The 12,798-nt window shown below is 35.8% G+C and carries 13 protein-coding genes and 1 other RNA gene; 5 read left to right on the top strand and 9 right to left on the bottom strand.

Translation table 11 applies throughout. From position 1 onward, the window contains the following. Positions 1–13 precede the first annotated feature (13 nt). The 5 genes from ABIN61_01605 to ABIN61_01585 all read left to right on the top strand — a co-directional run bounded on the left by ABIN61_01605 (position 14) and on the right by ABIN61_01585 (position 5,344). Positions 14–901, top strand: coding sequence for a lysylphosphatidylglycerol synthase transmembrane domain-containing protein (locus ABIN61_01605; protein MEO0292902.1), 888 nt, complete (start codon positions 14–16; stop codon positions 899–901). A gap of 145 nt (positions 902–1,046) precedes the next feature. Continuing rightward, on the top strand, positions 1,047–1,634 hold the full coding sequence (locus tag ABIN61_01600) for a nucleotide exchange factor GrpE (protein MEO0292901.1): 588 nt from the start codon (positions 1,047–1,049) through the stop codon (positions 1,632–1,634). Further along, positions 1,631–3,559, top strand: a complete 1,929-nt coding sequence (dnaK, locus tag ABIN61_01595) for a molecular chaperone DnaK (protein ID MEO0292900.1) — start codon at positions 1,631–1,633, stop codon at positions 3,557–3,559. Before ABIN61_01600 ends, dnaK begins: the two co-directional genes overlap by 4 nt. 9 nt (positions 3,560–3,568) lie before the next feature. Continuing rightward, on the top strand, positions 3,569–4,693 hold the full coding sequence (gene dnaJ / locus ABIN61_01590) for a molecular chaperone DnaJ (GenBank protein MEO0292899.1): 1,125 nt from the start codon (positions 3,569–3,571) through the stop codon (positions 4,691–4,693). After that, positions 4,694–5,344, top strand: coding sequence for an HAD-IA family hydrolase (locus tag ABIN61_01585; protein MEO0292898.1), 651 nt, complete (start codon positions 4,694–4,696; stop codon positions 5,342–5,344). Here the strand turns inward: ABIN61_01585 and ABIN61_01580 are convergent. The 9 genes from ABIN61_01580 to ABIN61_01540 all read right to left on the bottom strand — a co-directional run bounded on the left by ABIN61_01580 (position 5,321) and on the right by ABIN61_01540 (position 12,794). Further along, a complete protein-coding gene (locus tag ABIN61_01580) occupies positions 5,321–5,800 on the bottom strand; it encodes a hydrogenase maturation protease (GenBank protein ID MEO0292897.1) in 480 nt (159 codons plus the stop codon). The two genes, ABIN61_01585 and ABIN61_01580, sit on opposite strands and share 24 nt — an antisense overlap. Before the next feature lie 55 nt (positions 5,801–5,855). Next, positions 5,856–6,455 (bottom strand): recombination mediator RecR, encoded by a 600-nt coding sequence (gene recR, locus ABIN61_01575; protein MEO0292896.1) that lies wholly within the window; start codon positions 6,453–6,455, stop codon positions 5,856–5,858. Next, complete coding sequence (locus ABIN61_01570) at positions 6,452–6,766, bottom strand: YbaB/EbfC family nucleoid-associated protein (protein ID MEO0292895.1); 315 nt, start codon at positions 6,764–6,766, stop codon at positions 6,452–6,454. Before ABIN61_01570 ends, recR begins: the two co-directional genes overlap by 4 nt. Next, the gene (gene dnaX / locus ABIN61_01565) at positions 6,747–8,246 is read right to left on the bottom strand and encodes a DNA polymerase III subunit gamma/tau (protein MEO0292894.1); all 1,500 of its coding nucleotides are present in this window, start codon (positions 8,244–8,246) and stop codon (positions 6,747–6,749) included. The genes ABIN61_01570 and dnaX overlap by 20 nt, the downstream gene beginning before the upstream one ends. 19 nt (positions 8,247–8,265) lie before the next feature. Beyond that, positions 8,266–8,532: signal recognition particle sRNA large type (ffs, locus tag ABIN61_01560), an RNA gene on the bottom strand. A gap of 54 nt (positions 8,533–8,586) precedes the next feature. Beyond that, positions 8,587–9,780, bottom strand: a complete 1,194-nt coding sequence (locus ABIN61_01555) for a glycosyltransferase family 4 protein (protein MEO0292893.1) — start codon at positions 9,778–9,780, stop codon at positions 8,587–8,589. Further along, positions 9,777–11,069 (bottom strand): hypothetical protein, encoded by a 1,293-nt coding sequence (locus ABIN61_01550; GenBank protein ID MEO0292892.1) that lies wholly within the window; start codon positions 11,067–11,069, stop codon positions 9,777–9,779. The genes ABIN61_01555 and ABIN61_01550 overlap by 4 nt, the downstream gene beginning before the upstream one ends. Then, on the bottom strand, positions 11,062–11,430 hold the full coding sequence (locus ABIN61_01545) for a four helix bundle protein (protein MEO0292891.1): 369 nt from the start codon (positions 11,428–11,430) through the stop codon (positions 11,062–11,064). The genes ABIN61_01550 and ABIN61_01545 overlap by 8 nt, the downstream gene beginning before the upstream one ends. A gap of 77 nt (positions 11,431–11,507) precedes the next feature. Next, positions 11,508–12,794 (bottom strand): glycosyltransferase family 4 protein, encoded by a 1,287-nt coding sequence (locus ABIN61_01540; GenBank protein MEO0292890.1) that lies wholly within the window; start codon positions 12,792–12,794, stop codon positions 11,508–11,510. Positions 12,795–12,798: the final 4 nt, after the last annotated feature.

Genomic DNA, 12,798 nt, shown 5'->3' with positions numbered 1-12,798 from the left:
CTTCCTTTCAATAGTGTCTATAACTATTATTCTTTCCCTTACTCTAAAAAAAGAAACAATTCACCACTTAAAAACAATTTCTCCTTTCCTCTTGGTTCTACCTTTTTTATCCACTGGACTACGATTTTTCTTTGATATTTGGAGACTCAGATACATCGTAGAAGCAATGGGGGAAAAGATATCTTGGAAAGGAGCTTTTTATTTCACAATGGGAGGGCTTGCAATTGGCGCTATTACTCCAATGCAAATTGGCGGAATCCCTTTTCAAATTTATGTATGTAAAAGAGAGGGAATTTCTATTCCTGAAGGGAGTGCTGCTATATTCACGAGAGGCTTTCTCTCTGCTCTTATTCTACCAATTCTTATCCCTTTCATTTATTACTATAGAAGATATATGAGTATTGGTGTAATGAGTGCTCTCATAAAATATCTTATTTGGTTCTATGGAATAACTGGATTATTCTTTCTCCTTCTATTAACCCAATCTCCTCGAATACAGCGTAGATTTGGAAATAAAGTGAAAGGAATTGTCCTTTTTAAAGAAATCTTTACCAATAAATTTAAAAAAAGAAAAAAATCTTTTTTTAAAGCTTACTTAACAACTTTTCTTTCTCTTTCTTTCTACTTCCTTACAACACCCTTCATAATTAAAGGAATGGGGCTAAAAACACCATTTTTTGAGGCAACTATAGTTCAAATAGTAATGACATATGCAATGAATTTTATGCCGACCCCTGGAGCTAGTGGCCTTGCAGAAGGAAGCGCAGCGGCAATTTTTTACCCTATTGTTAAACCAACTTCTATCTTAGGGGTATTTATAGTCTTATGGAGATTCTTTAATGCTTATCTTGGAATAATTATAGGAGTCTTAGCTATTTCTAAGTTCATTTCTGAAAAGTAAAAAATGAATAAAAATTTAATCCACTCCCTTGCGAAATTTCTTATTTTTATTATTATTAAGATTGTTTACAAGATTTACAGTTGTTTTAGGCTTGACTTTAAAACTCATTATAGTAAATTTATCATAATGGGGAAGGAGGTGTGAGATGGAGGAAAAAAAAGAGATTATGAATAGTGAAGAAGAAAAACCAAAGGAAGAGGTAAAAGAAGAGGATCTCGTTACAAAATTACAGAAAGAAAAAGAAGAGCTAAAAGATAAATATCTAAGAGCATTAGCGAATTATGAAAATTTAAGGAAAAGAGCTATTGAAGAAAAAGAAAAAATTTACAGTTTTGCTATAGAAGAGGTTTTCAGAAAAGTTTTGCCAATTCTTGACGATTTTAATAGGGCTTTTAAGCATCTTGAAGATAGCAAAGGTAAAAGAAAAGACTATAAGTCTTTCGTCCAAGGTGTACGGCTTATTAAAGCTAATATTGAAGCCCTATTAAGGAACTACAATATTGAGGCCTTTAAATCAGTGGGAGAGAAATTTGACTATTCAAAACACGAAGCAATTCAAGTTATAGAGACCGCTTTAGAAGAAGATGATAAAATTTTAGAAGAAATAGAAACTGGATATAAAATTGGAGATAAAATTTTAAGGCCAGCTAAGGTAATAGTGGCCAAGAAGTTAGAAATTAAAGAAGAAAAAAATGGGGAGGAAGGTAGAAAAGAAGGAGGTGATGGAGAATGAAGGAACCTATAATTGGAATAGATCTTGGCACAACCAACTCTGTTGTTGCCATTGTTGAACAAACCACTCCTGAAGTGATTCCAAATCCGGAAGGGCAAAGAACAACCCCTTCTGTTGTGGGTTTTAAAGGAGGAGAGGAAATTGTTGGACTCCAAGCAAAAAGACAGCAGTTAATCAATCCCAAAAATACAATCTATTCAATAAAAAGATTTATGGGAAGAAGATATTCGGAGGTAGAAGAAGAAAGGAAGAGAGTCCCCTTTGAAGTTGTAGAAGGCCCTCATAACGATGCAAGAGTGAGAGTGGAGGGTAAGATTTATTCTCCTCCTGAGATTTCCGCTAAGATTCTTCAATATCTTAAAAAAGCAGCGGAGGACCATCTTGGAAGAGAGGTAAAGAAGGCTGTAATTACAGTTCCTGCTTATTTTAATGATGCTCAAAGAAAAGCCACAAAAGATGCCGGAGAAATTGCGGGCCTTGAGGTTGTAAGGATTATAAATGAGCCTACGGCAGCTTCTCTTGCATATGGGCTTGGAGAGAAAAAGGAAGAAAAAATAGCTGTTTTTGACCTTGGAGGAGGAACTTTTGACATCTCTATTCTTGAGATAAGTGAAGGGGTTTTTGAAGTTCTTTCTACAAACGGAGATACTCATCTTGGAGGGGATGACTTTGATCATGCTATAATGGATTGGCTAATAGAGGAATTCAAAAAACAAACAGGAATTGATATTACAAATGATAGGAGTGCTGTTCAGAGAGTTAGAGATGCTGCGGAAAAAGCAAAGTGTGAACTTTCTACAATGAAAGAAACAACAATTAATCTCCCTTATCTTGCAGTAGATGACACAGGACCAAAACATCTTGAAATAAAATTAACAAGAGCTAAATTAGAATCTCTAACAGAGCATTTACTAAATAGACTTGAAGAGCCTGTAAGACTTGCTCTTAAGGACGCCGGATTAACTCCGAAAGACATTGATGAAGTAATCTTAGTTGGCGGTATGACTAGAATGCCGGCTGTTCAAGAAAAAGTGAGACAACTATTTGGAAAAGAGCCTCATAAAGGAATAAATCCGGACGAAGTTGTAGCTATTGGGGCTGCAATTCAAGGAGGAGTTCTGGCGGGTGATGTAAAAGACGTCTTACTCCTTGATGTTACACCTCTATCTCTTGGAATAGAAACCTTAGGTGGGGTGATGACTGTAATCATACCGAGAAACACCACAATTCCAACACGAAAAAGCAAAGTTTTCACTACTGCTGAAGACAACCAACCTGCTGTCTCAATTCACGTGCTTCAGGGAGAAAGACCAATGGCTGCTGACAATAGAACCTTAGGTAGATTTGAACTAACTGGTATACCCCCTGCCCCAAGAGGTGTCCCTCAAATAGAAGTTAGTTTTGATATAGATGCTAATGGAATCTTAAATGTTTCTGCAAAAGATCTTGGAACGAATAAAGAACAATCTATAAGAATAGAATCCTCTTCTGGACTTACAGAAGAAGAGATCGAAAGAATGAAAAAAGAAGCAGAAATTCATGCGGAAGAGGATAAGAGGAAACAAGAATTAGTTAACTTAAGAAATCAGGCTGATTCTATAATTTACACAACAGAAAAAACACTTAAAGAACATGGTAATATAATTTCGAATGAAGAACGAGGCAAAATTGAAAATGCAATTTCAGACTTAAAAGAGGCTCTTAAGACTGAAGATGCAAATAACATTAGAAAGAAAATAGAGAACCTCCAGCAGGCTTCCTATACCATCTCAGAAAAACTTTATAAGAGAGCTCAAGAGCGCGGGGCAGAACCAGAGAAAGAAACCACTAAAGAAACAGGACATAAAGAAAAGAAAGAAGAAGGAAAAGGTGAGGTTGAGGCTGATTACGAGGTAATTGATGAAGAGGAGGAAAAAGGAAAATAATATTTAGTTATGGCAGATAAGGATTACTACGAAATCTTAGGGGTTTCAAGAGATGCAACTACAGAAGAAATAAAAAAAGCCTATAAAAGGCTTGCGAGGAAGTATCATCCTGATATGAATAAAGATAACCCAAAAGAAGCAGAACAAAAATTTAAAGAGATCTCCGAAGCCTATGAAGTTCTTGCAGACCCAGAAAAAAGAGCTCAATATGACCGTTTTGGAAAAGAGGGCGTTCATTTTGAAAGCGGACACTTCACCTGGAGAGATTTCACCCATCAGGATGATTTACGGGACATATTTAGCGATCTTTTTGAAAACTTCGGCTTTGGCGGAGGGAGTTTCTTTGAGGATCTATTTGGTAGTTCAACCACTAGGGTAAAAAGAAGGGGAGAGACTTATAGAGTAGCTGGAGAAGATATTAGAATCCCTCTTGAAATAACCTTAAAGGAAGCTTCAGAAGGGACTATAAAGAAGATAAGAGTCCGTTTGTTTGACAAATGTGGAAGGTGTGGTGGAAAAGGAGGTGGGGTGGGAACCTGCCCAAGATGTGATGGCTCTGGAGAAATAAAAGTTACAAGATCAAGTTTCTTTGGGCAAATGGTTTCCATTTCCACCTGTTCTACCTGTAGAGGAAGTGGGGAAATTGTAAGAGATCCTTGCCCTGATTGTCACGGAGAAGGAAGGGTAAAAAAAGAAAAACAAATTTCAGTAAGAATTCCTCAGGGCGTTGAAACAGGACATTACATCTCTCTAAAAGGGGAAGGAAACATAGGGATTAGAGGCGGCCCAAAAGGTGCAATAATAGTTTATATAAAAGTAAAAGAAGACCCAAGATTTCAAAGGGAAGGGAGTAACTTAAGAATTAGAGTCCCAATAAGTTACAAAACAGCTATTGAGGGTGGAAAAGTGGAAATTCCTACATTAAATGGAAGAGTAAGTCTTACAATACCTCCAGGAACCGAATCTGGGAGAGTTTTCATCTTACGAGGACAAGGAATGGGAAATCTTTATGGAATGGGCAAAGGAGATCTTCTCGCCGAGGTTTACATCTGGACTCCTAATAGAATTACAGAAAGGGCAAGAGCTCTACTTGAGGAACTCGAGAAAGAACTTGGAACTCCACCCAAATTGTAAATGAGAAAAATAAATTCCCTTATTTTTAAAAATATTATTTGGGACTTTGATGGAACACTCTTTGATACATATCCTGAAATTACAAGGGCTTTCGCTGATGTTTTAAGAAAAAATTATTCTATTGAATATAGTTATGAGAAAATTTTCTCTTTTGCAAAAACTTCTATAAATTTCTGCATTGAAAGTCTTGCAAAAGAATTTGGAATAGATAAAGAAGAATTTTCCGAAAAATTTAAAGAGAGGTATTTTGGAGAGTTAACGTTTGAAGACAAGCCATTTGAAGGTGCCGAAGAGGTTCTTAAATATGTAAAAAAATTCGGTAAGAATTTTCTAATAACTCATAGGAGCTTTGAAAGTTTAAATGAATTTTTAAAAAGAAACAAATTCCATAAATATTTTGTAGAAATTGTCACTGCTGATTCTAATTTTCCATTAAAACCCGATCCCACAAGTTTCAATCATCTGATAGAGAAGTATAAACTTATAAAAGAAGAAACTCTTGGAGTGGGAGATAGAATTTTGGATATAGAAGCTGCACTTGGAGCTGGAATAAAGGCTTGCTTCTTTGACCCTTCCGGAAGGAAACTTGAAAAAGCCACTTACAATATTAGCAAGATAAGGGACTTACTAAGAATAATTAATTCTCGATAAAAAATTATTAAAAAATTTAATAATTTTTAGAGCACTTTCCTCTACTTCCTTAGATAATCCCTCTTCCAAATTAAGACTCTTAGGCATAACAGCAAGAATTTTAAGTTCCTTAATGGAACTTTCTTTTGAAAGGAATTCATAAAAAATATTTAAGGATGAGGCATGAGTAAGACCAAAATTTCCATTTATATCTTGTAAATCAAAAATTTTTATTTCTCCTTCTTTTCCTTCAAAAATAACCGCATCTATAATTAAGAGTTTCTTAAATTTTTTCTTCAGAAGAAAACCAATCCAGTGTTCAGGCGTAGAACCTGCAACAATCACGTTATTAAAACCTCTTTCTTTTAAGGTTTTTGCCACAAAAACACCAATTCCATCATCAGATTTTAACTCAGAACCTATACCCATTATTACAGTTTGTTTATCAACAAATTTTTCTAATTCCTTCTCCCACATTGAGATTATTTAAACTTATTCGGAAAGAGTCCTTTTACAGTTCATCTTTAGAGTTTTATTCTTTATATTCCTTTCTATCCTTTATAGCCCTACTTAAAGTAAGCTCATCAGCAAAATCAATATCTGTCCCAAAAGGTATTCCTCTTGCTATACGAGTGATCTTTATTCCAAGAACTCTTAAGTTTTGCTCTATATACAAAGCTGTCGCCTCTCCTTCAGTTGTAGGATTTGTGGCAATAATTACTTCTTTAATCCCTTCTGCTTTAACTCTATCGAAAAGAGAAGAGATATTCAAATCCTGAGGCCCTACATTATCAAGAGGAGAAAGGACCCCTCCAAGAACATGATACAATCCTTTAAAGGAATTGGAACGTTCTATTACAAAAACATCCATTGATTTCTCAACCACACATATTGTTGTCCTGTCTCTATTAGGAGAAGCACAAATCTCACATAAATTTCCTTCCGCTATATTTCCACATTTATTACAAAATTTTATTTCCTTAAGCGTTTTTTCTAAAGAATCAAGAATTTTTTCTCCAACACTATGGTTACTTAAAAGATAAAATGCAATCCTTTCCGCAGACTTCTTTCCAATTCCAGGTAGTAATTGAAGCATTTGTATAAAACGGGCAAAAGTAGATGGGACTTTCAAGATATTAAATCTTTTATTCCTTCTAAAGGAGGTAAACCAATTACCTCTTGAAGCTTTTCTTGGAAAATTTCTTTTGCTTTTTCTCTGCCTTTGTTTATAGCGGAAACGACTAGATCTTCCAATAACTCCTTATCTTTTATTGTAATAAGTTTTTCCTCAATCTCAAGATCTATAACATCCCCAAATCCATTTACTTGAACTTTCACCATTCCACCACCACTTTCAGCAGTTACTCTTTCTTTTTTTAGCTCTTCCTTAAGTTCCTCAGCCTTTTTCTGCAAATTAACAAAATCAAAAATGTTCTTCAGCATTGAATATCTCCTTTATTTTTTTAACCAAAGGGTCATTACTTAATTTAGGCTCTATTTTCTGCTCATAAGTCAATATCTCTATATCTACATTCTTACCTGTCAATTCTTTTATTGCTTCTCTCAAAAAGCTCAGATCTTCTTTTAAATGTTCTTTATGGGTCGACGGGACTTTTATCCTCAAAATATTATCCTCAAAAGAAATAGGTTTGGCGTCTCTTAGAAAAGTTTTTAAAAAATTCTTTCCATAAATTCCATTTATTCTTTTCATAATTTCATTCCATAGTGTTTCTACATTCGAAAATTCTAATTCATCCTTAGCGATAAAAGTCTCTTTTTCCACCTTAGGGTTATTCTCTAAAGAAGAACTTTTAGAAAGCTTTTCCATTACTGTGTTTAAGTCCTCCAAAAGAGGAAGTTTAGCCATTCTGAGCATCGCAAGTTCAAGATAGATAGGAGAATGATTCATTAGCCTGAGGTCTTTCTCTAATTCTACCGATAAATTAAGAAGAGCTGTCAAAAAATCCATTGAAACATCTTCTCCCGCAATCTTCATCTCCTCTTCAAAAGGAAGGGAAGTTTTCCTTATCTCCATCTTAAAAAGAATAATCCTTCTAAGGAATTTTAACCATCCTGAGATAAATTCTTTAAGGTCATACCCCTTTTGAACAATCTCTTCTAAACGCCGAATAATCTCATTCTCTTCTTTTTTCTTTATATTATTAAACAAATCTAGATATAAAGAATCCCCAATGAATCCAAACACTTCTCTAACGTCTTCTGCTGTAATTTCACCCTCAGAATAACAAATTAGTTGCTCAAGCATTCCTTCTGCATCCCTTATCGCTCCTTCTGCTCTAGATGCAATAAGATGTAACGCTTCGTCACTCGCTTTTACTTTCTCAACACTCACAACTTCTTTGAGTTTCCGAAAGATTTCTTCTTCACTTAAAATTCTAAAATCAAATCTCTGACATCTTGACAAAACTGTCTTCGGAACTTTTTGAGGATCTGTAGTCGCAAAAATAAAAATTACATGGGAAGGAGGTTCTTCAAGAGTTTTTAATAAAGCATTGAAAGCCTCTTTTGTAAGCATATGAACTTCATCTATTATGTAAACTTTATAACGAGAATGAGTTGGTGTATAGGCTACTGCTTCTCTAAGAGCCCTAATTTCATCAATGCCTCTATTAGAAGCCCCGTCTATTTCTATAACATCAAGGGAGTTGCAATTAGTTACCGATCTGCAACTATCACATTGATTGCATGGATTTTCCATTATTCCCTTTTCACAATTGAGAGCCTTTGCAAATATTCGAGCAACCGAAGTCTTTCCTACGCCTCTTGGACCTGAAAATAGATAAGAATGCCCCAATTTTTTACTTCTTAATGCCGATTTAAGAGTTCTTGTGACGTGGGGTTGCCCAATCACTTCATCAAAATTTTGTGGTCTATACTTTCGAGTTAAAACCAAATATCTCATAAAAATAAATTATCCTCAGTCGCACAGCTTGCTTTGCCTATGTTTTTTATCGGTGCCTCCTAAGAAAAAGCTCCATTTAGGCTTTCCTTCATCAGAAATAGAGACTTCTTACCGCTGCTTCCTTCCGGACCTGACGGGGTTCGAAGCTCTTTTCTATGAAGGGCCCAAACTTCAACGCCCCTCTTAAGAAGCCCATAATAAAAGAACATAGACGCATCCAAGCCAATAGCCCTGCATATAGCGGCTTTCAGGTTTGGGGCACCGCTACCGCCCCGCTTTTGTGCGACCGAGTTATTTATATTTTATTGATGAATAAATAAGAAGTCAAGGGGCAATCTTTCTATATATTCTCTAAAAATTGCTTATATTTTTTCAAAACAACCTCTTTAGAATACTCTTCTATTGCTTCTAACCTTCCATTTTCACCTAATTTTTCTCTAAGTTTTTTATTCCTCATTAACTCTAAAATTGCTTTCAAAATTTCTTTTTTATTTCTTGGATCTGCAATAACCCCACAATTTGTATCTCTTATTATAGAGGCGGTTTCCGAATCTGGATGGACAAGCCCAAGCGCAGGTCTTCCTGCTGCCATAATATTGTAGAGCTTTGAGGGAACTGATGATACAGATTTATCAGGATCAAGAGCAACGACAAGGACATCTGCAGATGCCATAAGTAATGGCAAATCTTCTAAGGGTTGGAATGGATAAAAGCGAACATTTTTAAGAGCAAGTTCATTTGCTTTTTCTTTTAAATCTGCCTTGCATAACCCCCCTCCGACAAGGGCAAAAATAAGATCCTCATCTTTTAGTTCTTGAGCTACTTCAAGTAAGGCACTTAAAGCTTTAAAATTTGTAACCGTAAGAGTTCCCGCATGCATAATAACGAAAGATTTATTGAGATTCAACTGTTGGCTTAAAGGGTTATTTTTGGGTAAGGGAGTTATAAAATCCGTATCCACCCAGTTCGGGATAACTTTTATTTTTTCTTTCGGAACACCTTTCGCAATCAAATTTTCTTTAAAGCCCTCACTTATTACAACAATCACATCCGATTTCTTATAAGCCCACTTCTCAAATTCCTTAGCCAATTTTATCAAAAATGGATTTCTTAAAATACCGCTATTTATTGCAAGATCAGGATGTATATCCTGAACATTTAAAACAAAGTGGGCGCCTTTTAACTTTTTCAAAATATATCCTGTAATTGCAAGTGTAGGGGGAGGAGAACGAAAGAAAGCAACATCATATTTTTCTCCAAGGCTTAAAAAAAGTGAATAGAGAGAATAATGCAACCAGGAAAGAAATCTCTTCGGGCCTTCTTTAGATAGATAAGTCCGTGTCCTTTTAATTTTCAAATTATCCTTCAATTCTGTGCTAACAAAGCCTCTTCTCCATTTCCCTTTCTCTGGCTGGGTAGTAATTACGGTTACCTTATGTCCTCTGAGGGCGAGAGACTTTGCGAGTTCCTCCATCAGGATTGGTCCACTTCCGTAACTTGGGGGATAGAACATCGGAAAAATTGCGATTTTCATTTCTTATTCTCCTCCCTTTCCGAATAAGCGTATATATAAATAATTGCAGGGACAAGGAAAAACAAGTCCGCACCGTAAAAAGCTCCTGTAGATTCAAAGAAACTTCGTAGGGTAAAAAATGTAAGAATTGCGAGAGATTCTGAAAGAATTATATTCTCGGGATTCTTTATATATGCGGATTTTCTAATTAATTTTTTCTTAAAAACAATAAACCATATTCCGTAGATTGCGGAAACAAAAAATATTGTTCCGAGAATTCCACTTTGAACAAGCGAATGGAAGAAAGCGTTATGCATATGGATTCCCTCCAACATAAAACGGTCTGCGTGGAATCCGTAACCTACAAAAGGAGATTTCTTGAATAAATGAAGACCCGGCAACCACTGTCCTTTGACTCTCCCGGAAAGAGAAAAAAGTTCATCCAGGGAACCTCTCGACCCCCACAAATATCCTGAAAGATAAATCACAAGAGCAAAAACAGGGGCAAAAAATGCAATCCAGTGAAACTGAAGGGAAAAAAGAATAATCGCAGCACCTCCAGCGAACCCCAAAAGAGCACTTCTCGACTGGCATAAAGATAGAAGATTGAGAGAAAAGCCGAGCAAAAGAAACCATAAAATTCGATTTCTTTTGCTTCGAAGTTGCCTGAAACGCGAAAAGGCAACAAGAACTGCAACACCAGCAAAGCGGCCCACGCCATTCTGAGTAATACGTGCAACCTTACCTGGGAACATATAAAACTGCGGCAGAGGTCGACCGATAATATAAGAACGGAGAGGTCCAAAAGAGAGATAAAAAACGAACAAAAATGCGATAATCCAGTTGGTATTCACTAAAATTTTTGCTTCTCTGGTAGATTCTCCATAGCCGGTTAGTAGTAAACCTGTAACAACAACTGAAATATAAAGAAGAGCCCAGTAAACCGCATTAATTCCCCTTGTAGATAGAAGGGAGGAAACAAGACCAATAATACCATACAATAAAAGAAACAACGTCGGTTTTTTAAATTTTAAATCAGCCCTTTCCTTTTTTCCTGCGAATATAATAAGGGCTAAAAATACCGCAAGAAAAGGGAAATAAGCCCTAATGCCATTAAAAAAGTTAAAAAGACTCTGCGTAAAAATATCACTCAACACAAACCCTGGGCCGTAAGAAGAAAAAGCCCCCCAGATGAGAACCCAGATTGCTCCGATGACCACGTTATATAAAGGAGATAAATCAGGATTTAGGATTTGGGATTTAGGATTTAGAGGTTGGGATTCGGAATTTGGGGATTGGGATTTAGCCATTTTTTTCCTTCCTTTTTAAAGCTGATATCAAACCATTTAACATTTTTCCGACTTTATTATAACCTTCAATAATTTCTCGGTAATCTTCAAATTTCAAAAACTTTAAGTCTTTTGCTAATAATAAATGATATTTAGTTTCAGCGACAGAGCCTCTGGCAATATATAATGATTGTAGGTATTCTTTAGTGGTATTTTTCGATTGACCTTCAACAATATTAGATGGAATTGAAATAGCCGCACGACAAAGCTGATCTGTTAGTCTGAACCGTTCCTCCTTAGGAAAATCTTTTGTTATCTCATAGATTTCTAAAACTAACTTGTGAGCTTCTTGCCATACTTTAAGTTCTTCAAAATTCTCCATTTTTACCTCTTTTTTCTTTTCCTAATCTCCAGATTCTAATCTTATATCTTTTTCTCCTAAATCCTACCCCCCAAATCCTAATCCCTAAGATGTAGTGCTTCTTCGTATATCTTTTGAAGCCTCCCTCCCAGTTTGTCCCACAAGTAGTATTCTTCCGCTCGTTTTCGGGCGTTAATTCCCATCTGTATTCTTAATTCAGGGTCAAGATACAGTTTCTCAAGGGCTTTTGCCATTTCTTCTACTACATATTCCGGGTTACGAGCCTCAATTTTTATTCCCCATTCATCTTTAATATGAAATCCGGGTCCTGCAAGGTCAAGGCAGACAACCGGAATCCCTACCGCCATTGCCTCAACAACAACAGCCCCACCTCCGTCACGCAAAGAAGGAAAGAGAAAAACATCCGATTCTCTCATTTTTTTAATCAATTCTTCTCTTGGTAACCAGGAAATTATCTTAACACTATTTCGAATTCCAAGTTTATCTATTTCTTTTTCAATTCTTATTTTCTCTGGACCGTCTCCTACAATTTCAAAAATAGAATCGGGATATTTTTTATTAAAACGAGCAAAAGCTCGTAAGCCAAGAGGAATTGCCTTAATCGGGTCGAAACGACCAGCGAATAATATTTTGAAGGATTTAGGATTTAAGGTTTGGGATTTAGCAATACCTTCCTCCCTAATCCTCAAATTTCCAATCTTAACCCCTGGTTTCAGGTCTTCCTGGGAGATGCCGTTCACCGGGAATTGATAGATATTTTTGTTAAACTTTTCTACTTTTTTTCTTGTTTCTTCATTACAGACAAGAACTGCTTTTGCTTTTTTCATTCCGATTATTCTTGTTGGTGTATGTCTCCAGAATTCCTGAAAAATACTCCGTGTTATTTCTTTAAATCTATCCGTTAGGCACAATTGGTTTCCAAAAACTTTCGGAACTTTCTGTCCTCCGCCGACAGGGCCCCAGATAAAAGGTGAACCGAGATATGCTCCGATGTAACTCGGCATCCAGTCGTTATTAAAAGTGAGTTGATGAAAAGCATCAAAATTGTATTTCTTATGTAATTTTTTTGCAAGTAGGAATGCCTTAATCTGCCAGAGCCAGTAACAGACTCTGTAGCCGAAATAATTGTTTTTTATGATTTGAGGTAAAGATGGTAAGTCTATATAATAAAATACAACATTATTAAGATTTTCTTTTTTAATTGCTTCTATTAAATTTTTCTTATTATATTCACGAGTTATTATTACAAGTTCAAAAGAATGGCTAATCTTTTTAATTAAATTCCAGCCAATTACATCTTCTCCAGGGTGTGAATCTGCTGGAGCAAGGGGATTACAGGCATAAGCGGAAATTAAAATTTTCATCTTT

Source organism: candidate division WOR-3 bacterium, assembly GCA_039804165.1.
GTDB lineage: Bacteria > Hydrothermota > UBA3072 > UBA3072 > UBA3072 > JAFGHJ01.
The sequence above is the reverse complement of the archived record's forward strand: the minus strand, read 5'-3'. Positions and strand labels throughout refer to the sequence as shown.